Below are 24366 nucleotides of genomic sequence, written 5' to 3'. Positions count from 1 at the left end.
CCCCGGCCCGCCGAATCCCGCAACACGCCCCAACCCGGGGGCCGTTCACCCCTTCCCGTGGATCACGGAACGGGGACGGACACCGGAAGCGCCAGAAGTGATCAGATTCCGTGCTTCTTCAGAATCGCCTCGATGTCGCTGAAGTCCTCACCGGCGGGCTGACCGGCCTGCGGCTTCGACGCCACGGCTCGCGAGGGCGCCGACGCGGCCGGGGCCACGGCTCTCGGGTCGGCTCCCCCGGCCGTCACCTCACGGCCGGCCCTGCGCCGCTCCACCGCCCGGGTGGACAGGAAGAGCAGGCACGCGAGGCCGAGCACGCCGAAGCCGGCCCAGGCCACCGGGCTGAACGCCGTGTCGACGAGCCACTGCACCGCACCCGTCATCACCAGGCCGAGCGGCACCAGGGCGTAGGCCGCGGTCCGGGCGGCGGACAGGAACTTCTTCCGGTACGCCGAAATCGCGGCGATGCCCAGGCCCGCCGCGGACACCGCGGAACAGATGGTCTCGGCGAGCATGCGATCCTCCAGATGCCGGGCGATACGTCCCTTCCATCCTGCACCGCGGGAGCCGTCCGCGGCCATGCTCCCGGGCCGGTCTCAGGGAGATCTCCGGGTCGACCCGGCCGGGATCTCCTCCCCGGGGCCCGGTGAGGGAGACTGCTGCCATGAACGACTCCACCACCGCACCCTCCTCCCCCGTCGTCCTGGAGGCGTGGTTCGACCTCCAGTGCCCCGACTGCTTCCAGGCCCTCGACGACGTCCGCGCGCTCCGCGAGAAGTACGGCGACCGGCTCGACGTACAGCTGCGCCACTTCCCGCTGGCCAAGCACAAGCACGCGTACGCCGCCGCCCAGGCCGCCGAGGAGGCCGTCGAGCAGGGCAGGGGCTGGGCGTACGCGGAGGCGCTGCTCGCCAGGACCGCCGATCTCGGCGCGCGGGGCGAGCCGGTCCTCCTGGAGGTGGCGACGGAACTGGGCCTGGACGCCGAGGAGTTCGACACGGCCCTGATCGACGGACGGCACCTGCTGACCGTGGACGCCGACGAGGCCGAGGGCAAGGCGATCAAGGTCACCGGCACCCCGACCTACGTCATCGGCGGCGAGCGCCTGGACGGCGGCCAGAGCCAGGAGGGCCTGCGGGCTCGGATCGAGGAGATCGCCGACCGGCTCCTCGCGGACCGGTGACCCTCAGAGCAGCGGCTTCGCGCTGTTGACGAGCGTCGTGCGGTAGCCGAGCGACTCGTAGAGCCGGATCGCCGGGGTGTTGCCCGCGAACACATGGAGTTCGATCAGCTGCTCCCCGGCCTCCAGGGCGTGGTGCTCGGCGAGGAGCATGAGGGCGCGGCCGTACCCCTTCCCGCGCTGCCCCTCGACGACCTCGACCTCGAAGACGAACCCCGTCCCCTTCCCGGGCTCGCGCTCCAGCCGGCCCACCCACAGGTAGCCGACGACCTGCCCGTCCAGCACGGCGACGGACACGGCGACGCCCGGGGTCGCGAGGCCCTGCGGGAGGAAGCGGCGGCCGCTGTCCTCGGCCTTGGCGAGCGCCTGTTCCGCCGGGACGCCCCGGTCGATCCAGCTCTGCGCGAAGGCGGCCCGGGACTTCGCCGACCACTCCTCGAACTCCGCCCCGGTGACCGGGCGGTGCCCGAAGCCCTCCGGGAGCCGCGGCGGCTCGGGCGGCAGCTCCTTGGCCATGTTCCGGCTGCGCTCGGTGTACCCGAGCGAGCGGGCCATCCGCTGCGCCGCCTCCGACTCGGCGGGCACCGAGATCTGGACCTCGTCGCAGCCCCAGCCGCGCAGCACCTCCTCCGAGGCGAGCGCCGCCACGGTGCCCCGGCCCCGGCCCCGGTCCGGGCCGTCGACCAGGAGGCGGTCGATGAGGCCGGAGGCCGTACCGAAGCCCGGATCGGTGGCGAGGTGCACGGAGCCGACCCGGCGGCTGTTCACGCAGATGTCGAAGGTGCGGGAACGGCCGCCGTCGGCGGACTGCTGAAGCGGCTCGGACGGCCGCAGGGTGGTGGTCATCATGGGTGTTCTACCCAGCCCGCCGCCGCCCGTCATCCGGATTTACGCGAGCCTCGGGTCCCGGTCCGCGGCCGCGCGCTCGTCGAAGATCCGCATCGCCTTGGCGGTGACGGGTCCGGGGGCGTGCGCGAGGTCCCTGCCGTCCACCCGGTGCACCGCCTGGACGTCGCGCAGGGTCGAGGTCAGGAAGATCTCGTCGGCGCTCTCCAGCACGTCCAGCGGCAGGTCGGTCTCCTCGGCGCCGGTCCACCGGACGGCGAGCGCGCGAGTGATGCCCGCGAGGCAGCCGGAGGAGACGGGCGGGGTGAGGACGGCGCCGTCGACCACGACGAAGACGTTGGAGCCGGTGCCCTCGCAGAGCCGGCCCACGGTGTTGGCGAAGAGCGCCTCGGACGCGCCGCGCTCGCGCGCCCTGGCCAGGGCGACGACGTTCTCGGCGTACGAGGTGGTCTTGAGGCCCGTGAGCGCGCCGCGCTCGTTGCGCGTCCAGGGGACGGTGATCACGGCGGTGGAGTCGGGGCGCCGGCCGGTCTCGCCGAGGGCGACGACCAGGCTCGGCCCGGCGTCGCCGCGCTCCGAGCCGAGCGGGGAGAGCCCACCGGTGTAGGTGATGCGGAGCCGGCCGAGCTCCATCGGGTTCGCCTCCAGGACGGCGGCGCAGGCGCGGCGGACCTCGTCGAGGTCCGGGTCGGGCAGTCCGAGGCCGCGGGCGGAGCGGGTGAGGCGCTCCAGGTGCAGGGTGAGAGCAAACGTTTCGCCGCGCTCCGCCTTGACCGTCTCGAAGATCCCGTCGCCGACGGTCAGTCCGTGGTCCAGGACGGAGACCCGGGCGGTCTCCGCGTCGTGCAGCCCGCCGTTGACCCAGAGTTTCATCGAGAGATGGCCTTTCCGCTCGCCTCAGAGGCGCCTGACTCGTAGGCGCCCGACGCTATCGCGACGAGCCGCGCCGCCTTGAGCTCGGTCTCCTCCCATTCGCGCTCCGGGTCAGAGCCCCAGGTGATCCCGGCCCCCGTGCCGAACCGCAGCACGCCCTCGGGACGGTCGATCCAGAAGGTGCGTATGCCGACGGCCAGCTCGCCGGTGCCCGCGTCGGCGTCGACCCAGCCGATGCCCCCGCAGTACGGGCCCCGGGGCGCGGTCTCCAGCGCCTCGATGATCCGCAGCGCGCTGGACTTGGGCGCGCCGGTCACGGAGCCGGGCGGGAACGTGGCGGCGAGCAGCCCGGGCCAGCCGGTGTCCTCGCGGAGGAGTCCGGTCACCGTCGAGACGAGGTGGACCAGACCGGGGTGCTCCTCGACGGCACAGAGCTCGGGGACGGCGACCGTGCCGGTCTCGCTGACGCGGCCGAGGTCGTTGCGGACCAGGTCGACGATCATCACGTTCTCCGCGTGGTCCTTGGGGAGGAGGTCCGCGGCGGTGCGGCCGGTGCCCTTGATGGGGCCCGAGGAGATCAGGGCCCCCTCCCGGCGGAGATAGAGCTCGGGGGACGCGGTGGCGATCTCCACGCCGTGGGCGGGGAGGCGGATCGTTCCGGCGTACGGAGCGGGGTTGCCCCGGGCCAGGAGCGCGGTGAGGGCGTCGACGTCGGCGGCGGCCGGGTCCGGCAGCGGCGCGGTCAGCACCCGGCAGAGGTTCGCCTGGTAGACCTCGCCGCGCGCGATGTGCTCGCGCACCCGCCGGACGCCCGCCGTGTACGCGGCGCGGTCGAGCGAGGACGTCCAGTCACCGGCGGCGGGGCCGCGCCAGGCGCCCGGGACGGGCGCGGGGACCGGGTCGGGCCGGACGTCCCCGAAGCGCGCGCAGGTCAGGCGCCCTTCGAAGTCCGCGCAGACGGCCCAGAAGCCTGCGGAGTCCAGTGCCTCGGGGTCGTGGGTGACGTCCCGGAGATCGGTCGCGACGAGGCCGCCGAAGCGGGCCAGAGGAGCAAGGTCGTGCACGCATCGAGTCTAGGTCGGGCGGAGGGGGAGCACGGGGTCGTACCGGGAGGGGCGTGGGAGGCGCGTGTGACGGGGGCTCCCCGCCACCCGGAGAACACGGCGAGTGAACGCCACGCGAACCCTCCGGGAGGCCCGGCCGGGCGGCCGGAAGGGCGTGCAGGTCAGCACGCTGCGGAAACGCGTTTTTGTACTGGCCCAGGAATCCGCTAGAGTTCAACACGTCGCCGGGACGCGCAAGCGGAACGGAAACGACAAGCGGACGTAGCTCAGTTGGTAGAGCACCACCTTGCCAAGGTGGATGTCGCGAGTTCGAGTCTCGTCGTCCGCTCGATGTGGGGGATCTTCCCGAACCCCCGTTATCACTCCTGGTGGAGTGGCCGAGAGGCGAGGCAACGGCCTGCAAAGCCGTCTACACGGGTTCAAATCCCGTCTCCACCTCCAAGGACGATTAGCTCAGCGGGAGAGCGCTTCCCTGACACGGAAGAGGTCACTGGTTCAATCCCAGTATCGTCCACTGGATCTTCGGATCCCGGGTCCTCGGATCCCCCGCGCGATTAGCTCAGCGGGAGAGCGCTTCCCTGACACGGAAGAGGTCACTGGTTCAATCCCAGTATCGCGCACCACACTTCACGCACCCCTCGGGTGCGCCCGCGCGATTAGCTCAGCGGGAGAGCGCTTCCCTGACACGGAAGAGGTCACTGGTTCAATCCCAGTATCGCGCACGCAGGACCGACACCCCCGGGTGTACCCGCGCGATTAGCTCAGCGGGAGAGCGCTTCCCTGACACGGAAGAGGTCACTGGTTCAATCCCAGTATCGCGCACCATACGGAGAAGCCCCCGGCCGCAGCTCGCGGCACGGGGGCTTCTTCGTACCCGGCTCGGTGCGAACCCCGGGACGGGTGCGTGCCCCGGTCCGGGACCGGGGCACGGGCGGGGGTCAGGAGGAGAAGAGCATCCGACCGAAGCCACGCTGACGGTAGTGCCCGCCGTGGTGGCCACCGTGGTGACCGCCCTGGTGCGGGGCACCCCACGCCGGGGCCGCGGGAGCGGGCTGCGCCGGGTAGGCCGGCGGGGCGGGCGGGGCCTGCTGGCCCCACTGGGACTCCAGGCGGGTCAGGGCCTCCAGCTCGCCGTAGTCCAGGAATATGCCCCGGCAACCGCTGCACTGCTCGATCTGGACACCGTTGCGGTTGTACGTGTGCATCGCCGCATGGCACTTGGGACACTGCATGCTCGGCTCAACTCCCTGACATCGCCGTTCGAATGGTGGCTTCACCTTACGTGGACGCCGAAAGGGCCTACCCGGTTCGGCGTCCCGCGATGCGGGCGCAGGTGTCGATCATCACTTCCTCGACCTCGTCGAGCGGGCGCCGCTCGGCCGTGGACTTGGCGAGGGCCAGCGCGGCCGTCTGCACCGTCAGCGCCCGCGCGGGCACGTCGAGTCGGCCCCAGGGATCTCCGTCCACCGCGGGACCGCCCGCCTCCTGGTAGGCGCCGAGGAACCGGGACCAGACCTCGGGCGGCAGGATGCCGGCGGCGAACCAGGCGGCGGGCCGCGCCAGGTCCCAGGCGGGGTCCCCGAGACCCAGGTCGTCGATGTCGATGAGCCGCCAGGGGCCGGCGGGGGCGGACCTGACCAGTTGGCCGAGGTGGAAGTCCCCGTGGCACAGGAGGCGGTACGGTCCGGGGTCCGCCGGCACCGTCCGCCAGGCGTCGAGGACGGTGGCCGTCGCCGGGTGGTCCGGGGCCGCGCGGCGCATGCGGTCGACGGCCAGCGCCGCCTTCACGGGGGCCCGCATGTCAGGGAGCCGGTCGGCGTGGCCGGGCGGGGGCGGCGTGCGGTGCAGCAGGGCGAGGAGTCGCGCCGCCTCCTCCCACGGAGCGGCGTCGGGGTCCGCCGGGTCGACCGGCGGCCCGTACGGCCACACCGTGACCGGGCGGCCGGCGAGCACGTCGGCGCCGGACCTCGGCAGCGGCAGCGGCAGCGGCGGCAGGAGGACGCCGGCGACGTCCCGGTGCGCGGCCAGCGCGAGCCGTACGCGATGGGCCGCCGGGTCGGTGCCGGGCGCGTGCGCCTTCGCGACCAGGTCCCCGTGCCGTACGACGGTCCCGTCGTCCCGGTCCGCGAGCACCCCGACGCACTCGTCCGCACAGCGGCAGGGAGCCGCCGCGGGGTGCGCCGCCGCACGGGCCAGCGCGGCGAGGGCGTCGAGCGGGGGCGGCGGGGCGAGGGGCGGGGGCGTCCGGGGTACTGGGTCCACTCCCGGAGCGTACGGCGTCGGGGACGGGGCGGATGCCCCGGTGCGGGCGGGGGATGCCGATGCGGGCGGGGGATGCCGGCGCGGGCGGGGGTTGCCGGTGCGGGCGCGGGTCTCCGGTGCGGGCGCGGGTCGCCGGCGCGGGCGCGGGCCTGCCGGTGCGGGCAGATGCCCACGCGCGGGCGCGGGTCGCCGGCGCGGGCGCGGGCCTGCCGGCGCGGGCAGATGCCCACGCGCGGGCGCGGGTCGCCGGCGCGGGCGCGGGCCTGCCGGCGCGGGCAGATGCCCACGTGCGGGCGCGGGTCTGCCGATGCGGGCAGATGCCCACGTGCGGGCGCGGGTCTCCGGCGCGGGCAGATGCCCCGGTGCGGGCGCGGGACCGGAGCGCGAGCTCGGACGGCCGGATGACACGCGGGCGGGGCCGGTCGACCGGTGGCTCGCGGGAATGCGCGAGGGCCGGTCAGCTCCCCAGCTGACCGGCCCCACGCTGCCGTCCGCCGCACCCCCGTCCCCACGGGGCTGATGGCCGGATGTCCCGACCCGGGCCGCTCTCCCGGGTCCGGGGCGCCGCTCAGCGCCCCAGCATCACGCCCACGGACGACGCCTGTGTGACCACCGCTTCCCAGCCGCCGAAGACGACCACGAGCAGGGCCGCGAGAGGGAGGACCATGGCGGTGGCCACCAGGGGGTGACGGCGGCTGGAGGGCCGGGTGGTCGTCCGCGGTGCCAGGTAAGCCATGGTTCCTCTCCTGTCGTGTCTGGCGCGGCGGGTACGTGACCTCGGGGGACGAGTGCTGCACCCGCCGCTTGACCTCAACACTAGGGAGCGGGGGCCGCCTGGACGTCATGCCCGCGTACCGACTTCCGGGCCTCCCGGAGGATGACGCCCGCCCGTGCGGCGTACTCCCCTGGGTGGAGAAGGGGGTCCGGAACCCGGGGTCTTCCCGGAGGGGGCGCCCTCAGAGGGCGTGTCGGCGTGACTTCGCTCACGTCCTCGGGCCCGCTGTCCGCGGACGGCCCGGCCGCCCCCGGAACCCGCGCCGCGAGCCGTCCGGCCGGATCCGGGCACGGTCGTCAAGTGGGTTTCCGCGAGCGGGGGTTGAGGTGGGCCGGGGCGGCCGCCCGGGCCCGCCGTCCCCCTCAGTACTGACAATCGATCCCGGTGCGAGGGCGCGGCCTATGAGCGCGTACGGGCGCCACTACGTAAGCTGTGCCACGTCGAACGGACGAGGGGACGGACATGGCGATGATGCGGCTCCGGCGCGAGGATCCGCGGATCGTCGGGTCGTTCCGGCTCCACCGCAGGCTGGGGGCCGGCGGGATGGGCGTCGTGTACCTCGGGTCCGACCGGCGCGGCCAGCGGGTCGCGCTCAAGGTGATCCGGCCCGACCTGGCCGAGGACCAGGAGTTCCGGTCGCGGTTCGCCCGTGAGGTGTCCGCCGCCCGGCGCATCCGGGGCGGCTGCACGGCCCGGCTCGTGGCCGCCGACCTGGAGGCGGAGCGGCCCTGGTTCGCCACCCAGTACGTCCCCGGACCCTCGCTGCACGACCGGGTCGCCGAGGAAGGCGCTCTGCGCGCCGCCGACGTGGCCTCGATCGGGGCGGCGCTCTCCGAGGGGCTCGTCGCCGTCCACGAGGCGGGCGTGGTGCACCGGGACCTCAAGCCCTCGAACATCCTGCTCTCCCCCAAGGGCCCCCGCATCATCGACTTCGGCATCGCCTGGGCCACCGGGGCCAGCACCCTGACCCATGTGGGCACGGCCGTCGGCTCGCCCGGCTTCCTCGCCCCCGAGCAGGTGCGCGGGGCGGCCGTCACCCCCGCCACCGACGTCTTCTCGCTCGGCGCCACCCTGGCGTACGCGGCGATGGCCGACTCCCCCTTCGGGCACGGCAGCTCCGAGGTCATGCTCTACCGCGTCGTCCACGAGGAGCCCCAGCTGCACGGGGTGCCGGACGCCCTCGCGCCGCTCATCCGGGCCTGCCTCGCCAAGGACCCCGAGGACCGTCCCAGCACCCTTCAGCTGTCGATGCGGCTCAAGGAGATCGCGGCCCGCGAGGCCCAGGGGCTGCCCGCTTCCCGGCCGCCCGTCCAGCGGGAGCGGACCGAGGAGCGCAACACCGTCCGCCCGACCGAGCGCTACACCGACCGGGACGTGCCCGGTCGTGGGCCGGAGCGCGAGCGTCCCGAGCGGGGTGGCGAGCGGGGGCCGGGGCGGGGGCCCGGGCCTTCGTCCCGTCCTTCGGCCGGGCCCCGTACCGGTGGCTCCCGGGCGCCTCAGTCCCGTCCCGGCACCCGGCCCGGTGCCCGCTCGACGTCCACCGGCCGTCGCCCCGCCAACCCACGGCTGCTGCGGCAGCGGCTCTTCGTCTTCGTGGTGGTGACCCTGGTGGTGGCCCTGGGCATCGCCGCCGCTCAGGCCCTCCAGGGCTAGGGGGTCTCCGGACGGGCCCCGGGTCCCGGGGTCAGGACTCCGGGCGGCCCGTCGCCACCGCGTAGAAGGCGACGGCCGCCGCCGCGCCCACGTTGAGCGAGTCGACGCCGTGGGCCATCGGGATGCGGACCCACTCGTCCGCGGCCCGCAGCGCCTGCGTCGACAGGCCGTCACCCTCCGCCCCGAGCATCAGCGCCACCCGGTCCAGACGGTGCGGGGCGGCCTCGTCGATCGACGTGGCCTTCTCCGCGGGGGTGAGGGCGAGCAGCTTGAAGCCCGCCTCCCGGACGACCTCCAGGCCTCGGGGCCAGCTCTCCAGGCGGGCGTACGGGACGGAGAACACCGCTCCCATCGAGACCTTCACCGAGCGGCGGTACAGCGGGTCCGCGCAGTCCGGCGACAGCAGGACCGCGTCCATGCCGAGGGCCGCGGCGCTGCGGAAGATGGCCCCGATGTTGGTGTGGTCGTTCACCGACTCCATGATCACCACGCGGCGGGCGCCGGCGAGGAGGTCGCCCGCCTCCGGGAGCGGCTTGCGCTGCATCGAGGCGAGGGCGCCGCGGTGCACGTGGTAGCCGGTGACGCGCTCCGCGAGGTCCGGCTGGATCGCGTACACCGGGGCCGGGACCTCGTCGATGACGTCCCGCATGACGTCCACCCACTTGGCGGAGAGCAGCATCGACCGCATCTCGTATCCGGCCTGGCGGGCCCGGCGGATGACCTTCTCGCCCTCCGCGATGAACAGGCCCTCGGCCGGCTCGCGCCTGCGGCGGAGCTCGACGTCGGTCAGGCCGGTGTAGTCACGCAGGCGCGGGTCGTCGGGGTCGTCGATCGTGATGAGTTCGGCCACGAGGTGATACTGCCTTGTCCGGGGTGTGGTGCCAATGCGTACGGCGGGGCGGACCCGCCGTACGCGCGGGGGGAACGGGTGGTGCTACGTCGTCAGTTTGTCCGGGGCCTCGGCCACCACGTCGCCGATGACGATGACCGCCGGCGGGCGGACCTCCTCGGCCTGCACGGTCTCCGCGACCGTCGCCAGCGTGGCGTCCACCCGGCGCTGGGCCGCCGTCGTGCCCTCCTGGACCAGGGCCAGGGGGGTGTCGGGGCTCTTGCCGTGGGCGATCAGCGCCTCGGCGATCTTCCCGATCTTGTCGACGCCCATGAGGATCACCAGCGTGCCGGTGAGCTTCGCGAGGGACGCCCAGTCGACGAGCGAGCGCGGGTCGTCGGGGGCCACGTGGCCGCTGACCACGGTGAACTCGTGGGCCACCCCGCGGTGCGTCACCGGGATGCCGGCCGCGCCCGGGACCGAGATCGAGCTGGAGATGCCCGGGACGACCGTGCAGGCGATGCCCTCGGCGGCCAGGGCCTGGGCCTCCTCCATGCCGCGGCCGAAGACGAACGGGTCGCCGCCCTTGAGGCGGACGACCGACTTGCCCTGCTTGGCGTGCTCGATCAGCGCGTTGTTGATGGCCTCCTGGGCCATGAAGCGGCCGTACGGGATCTTCGCCGCGTCGATCACCTCGACGTGCGGCGGCAGCTCGTCCAGGAGGTCCCGGGGGCCGAGCCGGTCCGCGATGACGACGTCCGCCTCCGCGAGCAGCCGGCGGCCCCGGACCGTGATCAGGTCCGGGTCGCCCGGGCCGCCGCCCACGAGGGCCACGAAGGGGGTGCGGGCGCGGTGCGCGGGCGCGGCGATCGAGCCGTCGCGGAGGCCCTCCACGATCGCGTCCCGGACGGCGGCCGAGCGGCGGGGGTCGTGGCCGGTGAGCACGGCGACCGTCACTCCGGCGTCGCGGCCCGTGGCCGGGGTCCAGGCCGTCGCCGCCTCGGCGTCGTCCGCCCGCACGCACCAGGTCCTGGTGCGCTCGGCCTCGGCCGAGGCCGCGGCGTTCGCCGTCGGGTCCGTGGTGGCCACCAGGGCGTACCAGGCGTCGGCGAGGTCGCCCTCCTCGTACCTCCGCTTGATCCAGGTGATCTCGCCCGTCTCCGCCATCGCGTCCACGGACGGGGTCGCGGAGGGCGAGATCAGGGTGATCTCGGCGCCCGCGGCGATCAGGGCCGGGAGGCGGCGCTGGGCCACCTGTCCGCCGCCGAGGACGACGACGCGGCGGCCTGCCAGGCGCAGTCCGACGGGGTAGGCGGGGTGCTCGGCGTTCTCTGCCATGGGTGAGCGGCTCCTCGGGGCGTGGCATGTGCGGGGCCGCTGCGGCGGTGAAGCGGCTGGTGGGACGGGGGCTCGCGCCCGCCCCCACGATATCGGTGACGAGGCCCTGTCACGTTGTGACGGATCTCCCCCGTCGCGCGTCCCTGACGTGGGGCCGCCCGGTAACCGCGCGCCCCCGCCCCGAGCGGGTGGGGGGACGCGCCGGGTGCTACTTCTCGGTGACTCCCGCCGAGTCGAAGGTGGCCACCTCGTGCATCGCGCGTGCCGCGCTCTGCACCAGGGGCAGCGCCAGGAGCGCGCCCGTGCCCTCGCCGAGGCGGAGGTCGAGGTCCACCAGCGGGCGCAGGCCCAGCTTGTTCAGCGCCGCCACGTGGCCGGGCTCGGCGCTGCGGTGACCCGCGATGCAGGCGGCGAGCGACTCGGGGGCGATCGCGCGGGCGACGAGGGCCGCCGCGCCGGTGGAGACGCCGTCCAGGATCACCGGGGTGCGGAGCGAGGCCGCGCCCAGGATCAGGCCCACCAGGGCCGCGTGCTCCAGGCCGCCGACCGCCGACAGGACGCCGATCGGGTCCGCCGGGTCCGGCTTGTGCAGGTCGAGCGCGCGACGGACCACGTCCACCTTGCGGGCGTGCGTCTCGTCGTTGATGCCCGTGCCCCGGCCCGTGACCTCGGCCGCGTCCACCCCCGTGTAGACCGAGATCAGCGCGGCCGACGCGGTGGTGTTCGCGATGCCCATCTCGCCGGTGAGCAGGGCCTTGTTGCCGGCCGCCACGAGGTCGCGGGCCGTCTCGATGCCCACCTCGATCGCGGCCAGGACCTCTTCGCGGGTCATCGCCGGGCCGGTGGTGAAGTCGCCCGTGCCCGGGCGCACCTTGCGGGGCAGGAGGCCCGGCGTGGCCGGGAGTTCGGACGCCACGCCCACGTCGATGACGCAGACCTCGGCGCCCACCTGGTTCGCGAACGCGTTGCAGACCGCTCCCCCGCCGAGGAAGTTGGCCACCATCTGGCCGGTGACCTCCTGCGGCCAGGGGGTCACGCCCTGGGCGTGGACCCCGTGGTCGCCGGCGAAGATCGCCACGGCGGCCGGCTCCGGGATGGGGGGCGGGCAGATCCGGGAGAGGCCGGAGAGCTGCGCGGAGATGATCTCCAGCATGCCCAGGGCCCCGGCGGGCTTGGTCATGCGCTTCTGGCGTTCCCACGCCTCGCCGAGCGCCTTGGCGTCCAGCGGGCGGATGTTCGCGACGGTCTCCTGGAGCAGGTCGTGCGGCTCCTCGCCCGGCAGGGCGCGGCGGCCGTACGTCTCCTCGTGGACGACCCAGGCCAGCGGGCGCCGCTTGGACCAGCCCGCCTGCATCAGCTCCGGCTCGTCCGGGAACTCGTCCACGTATCCCACGCAGAGGTACGCCACGACTTCGAGGTGCTCGGGAAGGCCGAGGGCGCGGACCATCTCGCGCTCGTCGAAGAAGCTGACCCAGCCGACACCGAGGCCCTCGGCGCGGGCCGCGAGCCAGAGGTTCTCGACGGCGAGCGCCGAGGAGTACGGGGCCATCTGCGGCTGCGTGTAGCGGCCCAGCGTGTGGCGGCCGCCCCGGGTGGGGTCGGCGGTCACGACGATGTTCACCGGGGTGTCGAGGATCGCCTCGATCTTCAGTTCCTTGAACTGCTTCGCCCGGGCCTTCGGCAGCGACTTGGCGTAGGCCTCGCGCTGACGCTGCGCCAGCTCGTGCATCGTCTGCCGGGTCTCGGCGGAGCGGATGACGACGAAGTCCCACGGCTGGGAGTGGCCGACGCTGGGCGCCGTGTGCGCCGCTTCGAGGACGCGCAGGAGCACCTCGTGCGGGATGGGGTCGCCGCGGAAGCCGTTGCGGATGTCGCGGCGCTCGCGCATCACGCGCAGGACCGCCTCGCGCTCGGCGTCGTCGTAGCCGGGGGCCGGGGGCGAGTCGGGGACCGGGTCGGCCTCGGCGAGCGGGGCCTCGTCGGCCACCGGGGTCTCCTCGGGGGCCGGGGCGGCGGCCGTCGGCTCGGCGACGGGGGCGGCCTCGGGAGCCGGTGCGGGCTCCGGGGTCTGCACGGCCTCGGCGATCTCGATGACCTCAGGGGCCTCGATGACCTCAGGAGCCTCGGTGAGTTCGGCGTCCTCGGGGGCCTGGGGGTCCCCGGCCTGCTCCGGCTGCTCGGCACTCGGCGTCTCGGCCGGTGCCTCTTCGGCGACCACGGGGATCTCCTCGGCCTGCGCCGGAAGCTCGTCGGCGACCACCGGGACCTCCACGGCCTGCGCCGGGACCTCCGCGGCGGCCACGGGGACCTCCGTGGCGACGGCCACGGTCTCCGCCGGAGCCTCGGCCGGTTCCTCGGCCTGGGCCGGGAGCTCGGTCGGCGCCTCCACCGGGAGCTCGGCCGGGGTCTCCACGGGCGCGGGCGCCGTGGGCTCCTCCGCGACGGGCTGCACCGGCTCCGGGGCCGTCCCGGCCGGCGCCGCTTCGATGAGCTCGGCCTCGGACTGCTGGACCGGGGCGGGCTCCTCCACGGGCTGCGCGGGCTCGACCGGGGCCTCGGCGGCCGGCTCGGCCGCCTGCGGCTCGGCTTCCACGACGGGGAGGACGGCGGCCTCGGCCTCGCGCGGGGCGGGGACCGTGACCTGGGCCTCGGGGGCCTCGGGGGCCTCGTCCGGGGCGGTCTCCACGAGGGCGGGCGCCTCGGCGGCCTGCTCCTCGGGCGCCTCCGGCACCGGGACCGGGGCCAGGTGCGGGGTCGTCGGGACGGAGCCCTCGACCTGGACGAACTGGGCGCCCGCCGGGACGACCGTTTCTGCCGGTGCCTGCGACGCGGCCGGCTCCTGCGGCTGCGCGACCCACGGCTCGGCACCCTGCGGCGCCAGCTGCTGGTCCTGGGCGATCTCGAAGTACTCGGGGCCGGTGGTCGGCGGGCCCGGGTTCCGCACCGGCATCGGGGCCGGGGCCGTGGCCACGACCGGCTCGGGGGCCGGCGCGGGCTGCGGGGCCGGCGCGGGGGCGGCGGCCGGGCCGCGGTCGGCGAGGGAGAGCACGACGCCACCGCCGGCGTCCGGCACCGGCGGGCCCATGTGCAGCGGGCGCCGGGCGGGCGGCGGGGTCGGGGCCGCGGCCGGCGGGGGCACGCGGACGCCGCCGAGGTCGACGGATCCGGTGTCACGGCCGGCGGCCTCGTGGGCTCCGGTGTCGAGGATCCCCGGCTCGTAGCCGTGCTCGGTGTGGACCGGCTCCGTCGGGGGCACCGGGACGCCGTGCGCGGGCGTGCCGAGGTGCGCGCCCTGCGGGGCGGTCAGCACGTCGGCGAGCGCGACGCCGTCGGGGAGCGGGCCCGTGAGCGGGTCCGGCAGCGGGTCGGTGAGCGGGTCGCCCACGGGGGCGTGGGCCTGCGGGACGCCCTGGCCGGGGACGAGGTGCGGCGCGGGCACGGCGACCGGCGGCGCGGGAACGACGCCCGGCGGGTGCTCGCTCCAGGCGCCCTGGGCGCCCGGCATCAGGAGGATCTCGTCGTCCTCGGCGGTGTGCTCGGAGGGGTCCAGGAAGGTGTACGCGCCCGGAGCGGGGATGCCCGGCTGCTCGACCATGCCTGCGTTCTCCGGCAGCCCCTCGCCCGGGACCTGGCCGGTGTCCGTCATGCGTACCCCTCGCCCATCGCTTGTGCTCCTTCAGACCTGCGCCCGTCGACAAGAACGAGCGCGCGCGCCGCGCGGCACGAAGCACGCGGACACCCACACATTGTCGCGGCCCTCGGCCATCGTGGCAGGGAGATTCGCCACGGTGCGCTGTGGACTGCGCCACGTCGCGCGGTCCCCCCTTGTCGCGTACCACATCGGAGGCGCAAACCGGCCACCCATTCGGGACATTGACGAACAGAGTGCCGAACGTCCCGGTGCGGTACAACAATCGGCCAGCCTACCCTGCCCCGGTGCGGCGGCCTGGTCACGGGTGGGGGTCCCCCCAGCGAAGCTAGGGGGAGGTCGCCCTGCGTCCGGACAGCAGGAACACGACCGAACGCTCGCGTTCCGACCAGTCGTCCGGGTCGAGTCCGACGGTCTGGAGGAGGAGGCTCTCGACGGCGTAGCCGCCGCCGTGGAGGGCGGCGCCGATCGCCTCGGCCTCGTCGCGGGTGGAGGCGTGGGCGACGATGCGCTCCGGGCGCCGGTCCGTGCAGGCGGTGACGACGGGGACGCCGCCGGCCGCGATCCGTACGGTGTCGGGCTCGGGCAGGCTCTCCAGGACGTGCGGGGCGCGCCCGTGGACGGTCTGGAGGAGCACCCCGTGGCGGCGGGCGGCCCGCTCGGTGCGGGCGCAGGCCGAGGCGTCGGTGTCGACGGCGATGACGGCGGCGCCGAAGCGGGCGGCCTCGACGGAGAAGGCGCCGCCCGCGCAGCCGATGTCCCAGACGAGGTCGCCGGTGCGGGGTCCGAGGCGGGCCAGTTGGGCGGCCCGGAGGGCGGGGTCGCTGCCCTCGCCCGGGCGGGCCCCGCCGGTTCCGGGGCCTTCGCCCTCGGAGTCGTACTCCTCGGTGGGAAGGCCCCAGCCGCGGACCGTGCGCGCGGCCGGGTCCTGGCCCGACAGCCAGGGGGCGGCGGGGGTGCCGCCGACCGCGCCGCCGATCACGAGGACGACGTTCGGGTCGCGCCAGGTGTGGTCGGCGGCCTTGTCGGAGGTGAGGACGGAGACCTGTTCGCGGTCGGTGCCGAGTTCCTCGCAGACGACGAAGGTGCGGTGGACTCCGTCGAGGAGGAGGGCGAGTTCGGCGGGTCCCGCGCCCGGTGAGGTGAGGACGGCGACCTTGGGGTGGGCACGGCAGACGTTGACGGCGCGGCGCAGGGTCCGCTGGTGGGCGACGACGATCCGGGCGTCCTCCCACGGCATGCCGGCCCGTGCGAAGGCGGCGGCGACCGAGGAGACGGCGGGGACGACCTCGACCTCCAGGCCGTGCTCGGGGGCGCGCAGGGTGCGGACGACGCCGAAGAACCCGGGGTCGCCGTCGGCGAGGACGACGGCGGTGCCGCGGTGGGTCGCGATGCGGCGGGCGGCGAGGTCGACGCTGCCCAGGCGGATGCGCTCGGCCCCCGGGGGCACTTCGGGCAGCGCCAGGTGGTGCGCGGCGCCGGCCACGAGCGTGGCGGCGGAGAGCGCGGACCGGGCCGCCGCGGTGAGGGGCGAGCCGTCCCAGCCGATCACCGTGACGCGGTCGGCCATCGTCGTGTGTCTCCCTGGGTGTCGTCGCAGGTCGGGGGCGTGCCGAGCGTACCCCGGGATCCGTGCGGGGGCTCAGCTCCAGTCGGTGTACGAGGAGTAGCCCGCCTCGGCCATCTGGTCGGCGACGCCGTCGAGGTCCTCGGGGAGGAGGCCCCAGACGATGAAGTCGGTGCGCAGTTCGGCCCAGGTGCCGTCCTCGGTGCGGGTGCGGGCTATGCAGGCGTTGCGCAGGACGCCCTCGCTGATGCAGCCGATCTTCTGGGCGACCTGCTGGGAGGCGGTGTTGTCGGCGGCGGTGCGCAGTTCGAGGCGCTCGAACCCCTGGTCGCCGAACAGCCACTGGGCGGTGGCGAGCGCGGCTTCGGAGGCGTAGCCCTCGCCGCGGGCCCAGGGGGCGATGATGTAGGACATCTCGGTGGAGCGGACCCGCCAGTTGGTGCTGCTCAGCTGGACGACGCCCACCAGACGCTGGGTCAGGAACTCGGTGACGGCGAGGTCGAGGCCGCGGCCCGCGGCCCGTTCGGTGGGGGCGTACTCGGTGATCCAGCGGTGTGCGGCGTCCTCGGTGTAGGGCTGGGGCACGGCGGTCCAGGCGGCGACCATCTCGTCGTTCATCATCTCGGCGAGGGCGGGGGCGTCCGTCTCCTCGAGCGCGCGCAGCACCAGCCGGTCCGTGTTGATGGAGATGTCCGGAAAGGTGGTAGTCATGCGCAGCTCCATGCCGTGGACCGTCCGAATCGACCGTGAACGCACAGCATGCAGCATGCGGGCGCCGGTGCGCATGGCCGGGTCGGGTGTGCCGGGGGGTGTGGGGGCGGGTGTGGCGAAGGCCCCGCGCACCGGGCGGGGTGCGGGGGCCTTCTGCTCAAGGACCTTACGGGGGAGCCGGTCTGACGGCCCCTCGGGCGTCGTGCCTTACTTGGCGGCGCCGAAGGCCGGGATGACCGCGCCCTTGTAGGTGTCCTCGATGTACTTCTTCACCTCGGGCGAGTTGAGGAGCTTGGCGAGCTTCTGCACGCGGGCGTCCTTCTCGTTGCCCTCCTTGACGGCGAGGAAGTTGGCGTACGGGTTGCCGTCCGCCTTCTCCAGGACGAGGGCGTCCTTCGACGGGGAGAGCTTGGCCTCGATGGCGTAGTTGCCGTTGATGACGGCGGCGTCCACGTCGTTCAGGGCGCGGGGCACGGTGGCGGCCTCCAGCTCCTTGAACTCCAGGCCCTTCTTGTCGGTGATGTCGGAGAGCTTGGCGTCGGTGCCGACGCCGTCCTTGAGGGTGATGAGGCCGTTGTCGGCGAGGAGGTGGAGCGCGCGGCCCTCGTTGGTGGTGTCGTTCGGGACGGCGATGGTCTGGCCGGCCTTGATGTCCTTCACCGACGTGAGGCTCTTGGAGTAGAGGCCCAGGGGCTCCAGGTGGACGTCGACCACCGGGACGATGTGCGTGTTGTTCTTCTTGTTGAAGTCGTCGAGGTACGGCTTGTGCTGGAAGAAGTTGGCGTCGACCTGGCCGGTCTCGGTGGCGGTGTTCGGCAGGACGTAGTCCGTGAACTCCTTCACCTCCAGCTTCAGGCCGGCCTTCTCGGCCAGGTTGTCCTTGACGAAGCCGAGGATGTCGGCGTGCGGCGTCGGGGACGCGGCGACGACGAGCGGCTTGTCGGCGGCGCCGGCCGCGTCCTTGGAGGAGGACGGGTCCGAGGAGGTGCCGCAGGCGGTGAGGCCGAGGGCCAGGGCTGCGGTGGCGGCGATACCGGCGGTGAGCTTGATGTTCTTACGCACGAAGAGTGCCTCTTTCCGGTGGAGCGGTGGACGCCTGGACAACAAGTCCGGGCTGTTCTTCGAAGGACGAAGTCTGGGGGGGGTTACGCGGTGCGGCCCCGGCGGGCGAGGAGTCGGACGACTCCGTCGCCGATGAGCTGGACGACGGTCACGACGGCGACCAGGATGACGACGGTGACCAGCATGAACGTGGTGTCGAAGCGCTGGTATCCGTAGGTGACGGCCTTGGAGCCGAGGCCTTCGCCGCCGACGGCGCCGGCCATCGCGGAGTAGCCGATGAGCACGATCACGGTGGTGGTGACGCCCGACACCAGCGAGGGCAGGGCCTGCGGGAGCAGCACCTTGCGGACGATGGTGGGGATGCCGCCGCCCATGGCCTGGACGGCTTCGACGAGCCCGTGGTCGACCTCGCGGATCGCCGTCTCGACGAGGCGCGCGAAGAAGGGGATGGCGCCGATGGCGAGCGGCACGATCATCGCGGTCGGGCCGATGAAGGTGCCGACGACGAAGGTCGTGAACGGGATCAGGGCGATCAGCAGGATGATGAACGGCAGCGAACGCCCGATGTTCACGATCGCACCGACGACCTTGTTCACCGGCCGGTTCTGCAGCAGTCCGCCCTTGTCCGTGAGGACGAGGAGGATGCCGAGCGGCAGGCCGCCGACGATGGTGACGACGGTGGCCCACAGGACCATGTAGAGGGTGTCGACGGTGCCCTGCTCCAGGAGGGGCTGCATCTCCGACCAGGTCACTTGGCACCTTCCTTGACCAGCACGTGCGCGGTCTCTTCCACGGTGTCCTCCACGATCTCGACCTGGAGGCCCTGCTCGCGCAGGAAGCCGACCGGGACGACGTTGTCCTCGTACCGTCCGGGCAGCTCGATCCGCATCCGGCCGATCTGCTTCCCTCCGACGGTGTCCATCGCCGCCCCGAGGATCGAGATGTCGATGTTGTACGTGCGGGAGAGCTGCGAGATCACCGGCTGGGTCGCGGCCTCGCCGTGGAACGTGACGTCGACGACGGTCCGGTCGGGGCCGGTCGGCGCGCCGCTGACCGGGAACAGTTCGGCGGCCAGCTGCGAGCCGGGGGTGGCGAGCAGTTCGCCGACGGTGCCGGACTCGACGACGCGGCCGTGCTGCATCAGGGCGGCGGAGTCGCAGATCGTCTTGACGACGTCCATCTCGTGCGTGATGAGCAGGACGGTGAGGCCGAGCTGCTGGTTGAGGTCGCGCAGGAGCTGGAGGATGGAGCGGGTGGTCTCCGGGTCGAGGGCGCTGGTGGCCTCGTCGGAGAGGAGGACCTTGGGCTCGCCGGCGAGGGCGCGGGCGATGCCGACGCGCTGCTTCTGGCCGCCGGAGAGCTGCCCCGGGTAGGACTTGGCCTTGTCGGCGAGGCCGACGAGGTCGAGGAGTTCCAGGGCGCGGCGGGAGCGCTCGGCGCCGGAGACGCCGAGGATCTCCAGGGGAAGTTCGATGTTGTCCTTGACCGTGCGGGAGGACAGCAGGTTGAAGTGCTGGAAGACCATGCCGATGCTGCTGCGCGCCCGGCGCAGGTCCTTGCCCGCGCGGCGGCCCTTCCCGGCGAGCGCGGTGAGGTCGACGCCGTCGACGGTCACGGTGCCGGAGGTGGGGCGCTCCAGGAGGTTGACGCAGCGGATGAGGGAGGACTTGCCGGCGCCGCTCTGGCCGATCACGCCGAACACCTCGCCCTCGCGGACGTGGAGGTCGACGCCGTCCAGAGCGGTGACCTGCCGGCCGCGCGACTCGTAGACCTTGGTCAGGCCCGAAGTGGTGATCACAGGGGTTTCCGTCACTGTCGAGTGCGCGACGCGGGGTCCGTCGTGCACGGGGCATTCGTCATTCGGACAGTCAGGCGCACGGGGGGCGCTGCTCCGGCTGGTGGCCGGGCGGCAGCGGTGCGCGGGGCAGGCACGGTCCGGCGCCGGGTGGCGGGCGGATCGGCTCGGCCGTCGGGGTCTCGCTTCGGGGCGCGAGGCCAGGCGGGGGCCCTCAGAAGGCGCACATTCGACACATACAACGAGCACCGGGCGTCGTGTTCGCCTCGGTCGCAAGGGTGCGGCTGCTCGTCGTGGTCATGTCTGCAAGTAAAACATGCGCAGCTGCGAAGGGAAGCGGGCTGTCCGAATAGCGGACGTCATTGAGACGCCATGCGGACGCCGCGGGAGTGCCCGAGCGCGGACCATCCCGTGCGTGGCCTGGAGGGAACGGGACCCGGCCCGGTCCGGGGCGGGAGCGGGAGCGGCCGCGGGATGTGGCCAAGGCCACGCCGTGGACGGGGTGCCGAGGGGGTGGGGGCGGGCGCACCGGGCCATTCGGCCCGTAATACCCTCGGGCGCATGCTTGACGCCCTGACGATCGCGGTCTCCGCGGCCGCGCTCGCCCTCGCCGCCTGGTGCGGCTTCGCCGCCACCCGTGACCAGCCCACCAAGGACTGGCACTTCATCGGCATGGCCGTGGTGACCTTCCTGGTCCTGGTCCAGCTGATCGTCGGCATCGTGCAGCTGGCACGCGGGGAGAAGGCCGAGGAGGGCACGACGATCTTCGTCGCCTATCTGCTCGGCGCGCTGTGCGCGGTGCCGATCGCCGGCTTCATGTCGCTCGCGGAGCGCAGCCGGTGGGGTTCGGCGACGGTGTCGGCCGGCGCGGTCGTCCTCGCGGTGCTCGAAGTGCGTCTCTACGACATCTGGACGGTGGGCTGACCATGACCGCGACCGAGACCCAGGGGAAGACCCGGCTCGTCACCGGGCCGGGCATGCTGCTCGTGTGGCTGTACGGCGTGATGTCGGTCGGCGCGGTCTCCCGCTCGATCTACCAGATCGCCACCGAGTTCGACCGCGCTCCGCTCGCGTACGGCCTGTCGGCGGTGGCGGCGGTCGTCTACGTCTTCATCACGTACACGCTGGTGCGCGGCGGGGAAAGGGCCCGCAGGGCGGCGCTGGTGTGCTGCGCCGCCGAGCTCGCGGGCGTACTGATCGTGGGGACCTGGACGCTGGTGGAGCCGTCCGCCTTCCCGGACGCCACGGTCTGGTCGGACTTCGGCTACGGGTACGTCTTCATCCCGGTGCTGCTGCCGCTGACCGGCATCTGGTGGCTGCGGAGGTCGGCCAGGGCCGCGTAGCGGTCTCCGGGCCGCCTAGGCGGCCTTCTCCAGGGTGACCAGGGTGAGCTTCGGGCCGATGTCACGGGTGCTCACCTGCGCGTAGCCCCTGCTGCGGTAGAGGCGCAGATTGCCCTCGCTGCGGTGGCCGGTGAAGAGCTGGAAGCGCTTGGCGGGAGCCGTCTCCTCCGCCTCCGCGGCGAAGTGGCGCTCGATGCCGTCGAGGAGGCGGCCGCCGAGGCCGTGCCGCTGCATGCGCGGGTGGACGATCAGCTTGGCGATCCGCACCGTGCCGTCCTCGTCGAGGCGGGCCCGCACGGAGGCGACGACCTCGTCGCCGAGCCGGGCCACGAGCCCGTGCCCCTCGTCCAGTTCGGCGCGCAGGGCGTCGAGCGACTGGGTGAGCGGTTCGATGGACCAGTCCCCGTACAGCTCCGCCTCGCTCTGGTAGCAGAGGTACTGCAGCTTCAGGATGTGCTCCGCGTCCTGCGCGTCCGCCGCTGAGATGGTCACACTCAGGCCCATGTGTGCACGCCTCCCGCTCATCTGGTCGATCATCGGTTTACCGCACCCTTCCCCGTCGACCCGGGGCGGGAACCTCTGCCGCCAGCATTCTGCGCAGGCATCCCAGGCAACGGGAACGCATCGGCCCCAGACTGCCCTGTGAGATACCCAACTCTCCTGCGATTTCCCGGTATGTGGGGTCTTCCGGGTCGAGCATCGCGATGAGCACCTTAGGGCAGCGGCCGGGTGTCCTGGTCACGGCGGCCCGCAGTCGGCGGCGGCCCTCGGCGACCAGCACGGAGTGCTCCGGGGAGCCGCCCTGCTCCTCGACGGGTTCATCCCGGTACGGGCGCTCCCGGTCGTGGGTCCTGCGGGCGCGGCGCGCCTCCGCGCGGACGGCGCGTCGCAGCCATTCGGCGGGGCGTTCGGGGGCGGTGCCGGTCTCGCGGAGCTGCTCCAGGAGGCGGAGCCAGACGGCCTGTTCGAGGTCGCTCGGGTCGACGCCGGCGGCCGGGGCCTCGGCGTCGGACTCGGCGGAGAGCAACGGGGCGAGGGCGGCGAGGAGTCCGGGGGCGGTCGCGGGGGTCTGGGCCTGCGTCCGGGGCTGGGTCTCCGGGGTGGGGAGGGTCTCGGGGGTGGTCATGACCGGCACGATGCCGGGGGGCGCGGACCTGGTTGCGGTGCCCGGCGTAAACCACCCGGGAGGGGGTCGTACGGTCCGGATGTCCGCCCGTACGGCCCCCTCGTCGGGTCCGGGTCAGCCGCGGGCGGTGAGGTCCGCGGCGGCGAGGAGCGCCGTGTCCGGGTTGTCGGAGAAGATGCCGTCGATCCCCGTCTCCAGGTACCGCTTGAGGGCGCCGAAGGCGTCGCCGTACGCCGTCGGGTCCGTGCCCTTGCGGAAGTCCGCGGGCAGGAAGGTGTTCTCGTTGCGGTGCGTGTACGGGTGGAGGATCAGCCCCTCGGCGTGCGCGTCGCGGACCAGGGTGGTCGGCGTGCCGAGCCGGCCGCTCGCGTCCTTCGGGATGACCAGGTCGAGCGTGGGGCCGATGCCCTGCGCGTACGAGGCGATCCAGCGCAGGCCCTCGGGGGTGACCAGGTCGGCGACGGTCCGCGGGTCCCCGGCCTCGACGAAGTCCCAGGGGCGGCTGCTCGCGCCGGAGAGCAGGACCACGCCCGGGGCGTCCACCAGCTTGGCCAGGCGCTGGATGCTGCTGGGCTCGAAGGACTGCAGGAAGACCGGGGAGTCGGCGCGGTGGCGGCCGTAGCGGCGCAGGAGCTTCGCGAGGCGCTCCTCGAGAGCGAGGCCGAGGGAGCGGAAGTAGCTGGGGTGCTTGGTCTCGACGTGGAGCCAGATCTCGCGGCCCCGGCGGCGACCCTCCTCCTCGGCCCAGCGCAGCACCTCCTCGAAGGTGGGGACCGTCCAGCGGCCGTCGTAGAGGGTGTTCTCCTGGCGGGTGCCGGGGATGCGCTCCTTGGCGCGCAGGGTCTTGAGCTCGGCGAGCGTGAAGTCCTCGGTGAACCAGCCGGTGAGGGCGACGCCGTCGACGGTCTTGGTGGTCCTCCGTGCGGTGAACTCGGGGCGGTCGGCGACGTCGGTGGTGCCGGTGATGTCGTTCTCGTGGCGGCAGACGAGGTGTCCGTCCCGGGTGGGGACGAGGTCCTGCTCGATGACGTGGGCGCCGAGGTCGAGGGCGTGCCGGTAGGAGCCGAGGGTGTGTTCGGGGCGGTAGCCGCTGGCGCCCCGGTGGCCGATGACGGTGGGGACGGGGAGCGAGCGGTAGCCGTGGCCGCGGTGGGGCGCGCGGCCGGTCGTGGCGGCCTCCGCGCTGCCGGCCGCGAGGGCCGTCGAGGCGCCGAGGACGGTGGCGCCCGCCGCTCCGAGAACCGTCCGCCGTGCCGGGGTCCGGCGTTCGCCCTGCGTCATGAGGGATCCTCCTGTGTGAGCCGCGGTGTGATGTCCCGCACCTGCCAATGGTTGTCCCCGACGCTAGGCAGCGGGCCCCTACGGGCGGCAGACCTCGGCGGAACATGGCGGAAACACACGTCAACACTGCGTATCGACTCGGTGAACCCGATGTGCGCGTGAGGGTGACCCGCGAGTATCGTCGCCAGCTGCAGCCGTCGGCTCGACAGCTCGACCGACCCGCTTCCCACCGGAGGAACCGTTGTCCCGTCTCGCGATCATCAAGGCAGTGCTCGGGCCGGTCATGCGCCTGATGTTCCGCCCCCGCGTGGAGGGCGCCGAGAACATTCCCGGAACGGGCCCCGTGATCCTCGCGGGCAACCACCTGACCTTCATCGACTCGATGATCATGCCGATCTGCCTGGACCGTCCGGTCTACTTCATCGGCAAGGACGAGTACGTCACGGGCAAGGGCGTCAAGGGCCGGGCGATGGCCTGGTTCTTCACCAGCGTCGGCATGATCCCGGTGGACCGGGACGGCGGCCGGGGCGGTGTGGCGGCGCTGATGACGGGCCGTCGCGTGCTGGAGGAGGGCAAGATCTTCTCGATCTACCCGGAGGGCACCCGCTCCCCCGACGGCCGGCTGTACCGGGGCCGTACGGGCATCGCGCGGCTGACCCTGATGACCGGGGCGCCGGTCGTGCCGTTCGCGATGATCGGCACCGACAAGATCCAGCCGGGCGGGGCGGGCTTCCCGCGCCCGGGCAAGGTGACGGTCCGCTTCGGCGAGGCGATGGAGTTCTCGCGGTACGACGGGATGGACCGCGACCGGTACGTGCTGCGGGCGGTGACGGACTCGGTCATGGCCGAGGTGATGCGGCTCTCCGGGCAGGAGTACGTGGACATGTACGCCACGAAGGCGAAGGCGGCGTAACCCCGCTCGTCCACAGGGAAGTGCCCCCTTGACGTGCTTCAGCCTGACGAAACCCGTGTGGGTGCCGGGGGTGATGTCCGGCACGGTGGGTGCCGGTGC

At 73.6% G+C, this 24366-nt stretch carries 23 protein-coding genes and 6 tRNA genes; 11 read left to right on the top strand and 18 right to left on the bottom strand.

Annotated elements, in window-relative coordinates; translation table 11 throughout:
- Positions 1 to 101: 101 nt before the first annotated feature.
- Positions 102 to 515 (bottom strand): hypothetical protein, encoded by a 414-nt coding sequence (locus ABTY59_RS36255; protein ID WP_352023407.1) that lies wholly within the window; start codon positions 513 to 515, stop codon positions 102 to 104.
- Between the two features lie 149 nt (positions 516 to 664).
- On the opposite strand from ABTY59_RS36255, the gene ABTY59_RS36250 reads away from it, so the two are divergent.
- On the top strand, positions 665 to 1183 hold the full coding sequence (locus ABTY59_RS36250) for a DsbA family protein (protein WP_352023406.1): 519 nt from the start codon (positions 665 to 667) through the stop codon (positions 1181 to 1183).
- 3 nt (positions 1184 to 1186) lie between these two features.
- Here the strand turns inward: ABTY59_RS36250 and ABTY59_RS36245 are convergent, their stop codons facing one another.
- Genes ABTY59_RS36245 through ABTY59_RS36235 form a run of 3 tightly spaced genes read right to left on the bottom strand, consistent with a single transcriptional unit; the run spans position 1187 to position 3963 of the window.
- On the bottom strand, positions 1187 to 2026 hold the full coding sequence (locus ABTY59_RS36245; protein ID WP_352023420.1) for a GNAT family N-acetyltransferase: 840 nt from the start codon (positions 2024 to 2026) through the stop codon (positions 1187 to 1189).
- A gap of 42 nt (positions 2027 to 2068) precedes the next feature.
- The gene (locus ABTY59_RS36240; protein WP_352023405.1) at positions 2069 to 2899 is read right to left on the bottom strand and encodes an aminotransferase class IV; all 831 of its coding nucleotides are present in this window, start codon (positions 2897 to 2899) and stop codon (positions 2069 to 2071) included.
- Positions 2896 to 3963: a chorismate-binding protein gene (locus ABTY59_RS36235; protein WP_352023404.1), complete on the bottom strand. Its 1068-nt coding sequence runs from the start codon at positions 3961 to 3963 to the stop codon at positions 2896 to 2898. Before ABTY59_RS36235 ends, ABTY59_RS36240 begins: the two co-directional genes overlap by 4 nt.
- Before the next feature lie 255 nt (positions 3964 to 4218).
- Here ABTY59_RS36235 and ABTY59_RS36230 point away from each other — a divergent pair.
- The 6 genes from ABTY59_RS36230 to ABTY59_RS36205 all read left to right on the top strand — a co-directional run bounded on the left by ABTY59_RS36230 (position 4219) and on the right by ABTY59_RS36205 (position 4788).
- A tRNA-Gly gene (locus tag ABTY59_RS36230) sits at positions 4219 to 4291 on the top strand.
- A gap of 39 nt (positions 4292 to 4330) precedes the next feature.
- Positions 4331 to 4404: transfer RNA gene (locus tag ABTY59_RS36225), tRNA-Cys, on the top strand.
- Between the two features lies 1 nt (position 4405).
- Positions 4406 to 4477, top strand: a tRNA-Val gene (locus tag ABTY59_RS36220).
- A 34-nt stretch (positions 4478 to 4511) separates the two neighbouring features.
- Positions 4512 to 4586, top strand: a tRNA-Val gene (locus ABTY59_RS36215).
- A gap of 27 nt (positions 4587 to 4613) precedes the next feature.
- Positions 4614 to 4685: transfer RNA gene (locus ABTY59_RS36210), tRNA-Val, on the top strand.
- Between the two features lie 28 nt (positions 4686 to 4713).
- Positions 4714 to 4788: transfer RNA gene (locus ABTY59_RS36205), tRNA-Val, on the top strand.
- 113 nt (positions 4789 to 4901) lie between these two features.
- Here the strand turns inward: ABTY59_RS36205 and ABTY59_RS36200 are convergent.
- The 3 genes from ABTY59_RS36200 to ABTY59_RS36190 all read right to left on the bottom strand — a co-directional run bounded on the left by ABTY59_RS36200 (position 4902) and on the right by ABTY59_RS36190 (position 6961).
- Positions 4902 to 5195: a TFIIB-type zinc ribbon-containing protein gene (locus ABTY59_RS36200; RefSeq protein ID WP_352023403.1), complete on the bottom strand. Its 294-nt coding sequence runs from the start codon at positions 5193 to 5195 to the stop codon at positions 4902 to 4904.
- Positions 5196 to 5262: 67 nt separating this feature from the next.
- The gene (locus ABTY59_RS36195; protein ID WP_352023402.1) at positions 5263 to 6225 is read right to left on the bottom strand and encodes a phosphotransferase family protein; all 963 of its coding nucleotides are present in this window, start codon (positions 6223 to 6225) and stop codon (positions 5263 to 5265) included.
- Between the two features lie 568 nt (positions 6226 to 6793).
- Positions 6794 to 6961, bottom strand: coding sequence for a hypothetical protein (locus tag ABTY59_RS36190; RefSeq protein ID WP_352023401.1), 168 nt, complete (start codon positions 6959 to 6961; stop codon positions 6794 to 6796).
- A gap of 501 nt (positions 6962 to 7462) precedes the next feature.
- Between ABTY59_RS36190 and ABTY59_RS36185 the strand changes: the two genes are divergently transcribed.
- Positions 7463 to 8653, top strand: a complete 1191-nt coding sequence (locus ABTY59_RS36185; RefSeq protein WP_352023400.1) for a serine/threonine-protein kinase — start codon at positions 7463 to 7465, stop codon at positions 8651 to 8653.
- Positions 8654 to 8684: 31 nt separating this feature from the next.
- Here ABTY59_RS36185 and ABTY59_RS36180 read toward each other — a convergent pair whose 3' ends face one another.
- The 8 genes from ABTY59_RS36180 to ABTY59_RS36145 all read right to left on the bottom strand — a co-directional run bounded on the left by ABTY59_RS36180 (position 8685) and on the right by ABTY59_RS36145 (position 19607).
- A complete protein-coding gene (locus ABTY59_RS36180) occupies positions 8685 to 9503 on the bottom strand; it encodes a TrmH family RNA methyltransferase (RefSeq protein ID WP_352023399.1) in 819 nt (272 codons plus the stop codon).
- An 84-nt stretch (positions 9504 to 9587) separates the two neighbouring features.
- Positions 9588 to 10820 (bottom strand): uroporphyrinogen-III C-methyltransferase, encoded by a 1233-nt coding sequence (gene cobA, locus ABTY59_RS36175; protein WP_352023398.1) that lies wholly within the window; start codon positions 10818 to 10820, stop codon positions 9588 to 9590.
- A gap of 208 nt (positions 10821 to 11028) precedes the next feature.
- The gene (gene cobT, locus ABTY59_RS36170) at positions 11029 to 14466 is read right to left on the bottom strand and encodes a nicotinate-nucleotide--dimethylbenzimidazole phosphoribosyltransferase (RefSeq protein WP_352023397.1); all 3438 of its coding nucleotides are present in this window, start codon (positions 14464 to 14466) and stop codon (positions 11029 to 11031) included.
- Positions 14467 to 14797: 331 nt separating this feature from the next.
- On the bottom strand, positions 14798 to 16039 hold the full coding sequence (cbiE, locus tag ABTY59_RS36165; protein ID WP_352023396.1) for a precorrin-6y C5,15-methyltransferase (decarboxylating) subunit CbiE: 1242 nt from the start codon (positions 16037 to 16039) through the stop codon (positions 14798 to 14800).
- Positions 16040 to 16111: 72 nt separating this feature from the next.
- The gene (locus ABTY59_RS36160) at positions 16112 to 16747 is read right to left on the bottom strand and encodes a GNAT family N-acetyltransferase (protein WP_352023395.1); all 636 of its coding nucleotides are present in this window, start codon (positions 16745 to 16747) and stop codon (positions 16112 to 16114) included.
- Between the two features lie 207 nt (positions 16748 to 16954).
- Positions 16955 to 17809: a MetQ/NlpA family ABC transporter substrate-binding protein gene (locus tag ABTY59_RS36155; RefSeq protein ID WP_352023394.1), complete on the bottom strand. Its 855-nt coding sequence runs from the start codon at positions 17807 to 17809 to the stop codon at positions 16955 to 16957.
- Between the two features lie 83 nt (positions 17810 to 17892).
- Positions 17893 to 18561: a methionine ABC transporter permease gene (locus ABTY59_RS36150; protein WP_352023393.1), complete on the bottom strand. Its 669-nt coding sequence runs from the start codon at positions 18559 to 18561 to the stop codon at positions 17893 to 17895.
- Positions 18558 to 19607 (bottom strand): methionine ABC transporter ATP-binding protein, encoded by a 1050-nt coding sequence (locus tag ABTY59_RS36145; RefSeq protein ID WP_352023392.1) that lies wholly within the window; start codon positions 19605 to 19607, stop codon positions 18558 to 18560. The genes ABTY59_RS36150 and ABTY59_RS36145 overlap by 4 nt, the downstream gene beginning before the upstream one ends.
- 558 nt (positions 19608 to 20165) lie before the next feature.
- Between ABTY59_RS36145 and ABTY59_RS36140 the strand changes: the two genes are divergently transcribed.
- Together ABTY59_RS36140 and ABTY59_RS36135 are read left to right on the top strand one after the other, a co-directional pair.
- Positions 20166 to 20528, top strand: coding sequence for a hypothetical protein (locus ABTY59_RS36140; RefSeq protein WP_352023391.1), 363 nt, complete (start codon positions 20166 to 20168; stop codon positions 20526 to 20528).
- Positions 20529 to 20530: 2 nt separating this feature from the next.
- On the top strand, positions 20531 to 20947 hold the full coding sequence (locus ABTY59_RS36135; protein ID WP_352023390.1) for a hypothetical protein: 417 nt from the start codon (positions 20531 to 20533) through the stop codon (positions 20945 to 20947).
- Between the two features lie 15 nt (positions 20948 to 20962).
- On the opposite strand, the gene ABTY59_RS36130 is transcribed toward ABTY59_RS36135, so the two are convergent.
- The 3 genes from ABTY59_RS36130 to ABTY59_RS36120 form a co-directional block, all read right to left on the bottom strand.
- A complete protein-coding gene (locus ABTY59_RS36130; protein ID WP_352023389.1) occupies positions 20963 to 21451 on the bottom strand; it encodes a GNAT family N-acetyltransferase in 489 nt (162 codons plus the stop codon).
- Positions 21452 to 21488: 37 nt separating this feature from the next.
- Positions 21489 to 22073: a sigma-70 family RNA polymerase sigma factor gene (locus ABTY59_RS36125; RefSeq protein WP_352023388.1), complete on the bottom strand. Its 585-nt coding sequence runs from the start codon at positions 22071 to 22073 to the stop codon at positions 21489 to 21491.
- A 114-nt stretch (positions 22074 to 22187) separates the two neighbouring features.
- On the bottom strand, positions 22188 to 23354 hold the full coding sequence (locus ABTY59_RS36120; protein WP_352023387.1) for a glycerophosphodiester phosphodiesterase: 1167 nt from the start codon (positions 23352 to 23354) through the stop codon (positions 22188 to 22190).
- A gap of 241 nt (positions 23355 to 23595) precedes the next feature.
- Between ABTY59_RS36120 and ABTY59_RS36115 the strand changes: the two genes are divergently transcribed.
- Entirely contained in the window at positions 23596 to 24267 is a 672-nt protein-coding gene (locus ABTY59_RS36115) for a lysophospholipid acyltransferase family protein (protein ID WP_352023386.1), read from the top strand.
- Positions 24268 to 24366: the final 99 nt, after the last annotated feature.

It is taken from the genome of Streptomyces sp. NPDC096079 (assembly GCF_040303145.1).
Classification (GTDB): Bacteria; Actinomycetota; Actinomycetes; order Streptomycetales; family Streptomycetaceae; genus Streptomyces.
This window is presented reverse-complemented; position numbering and strand designations above follow the sequence as displayed.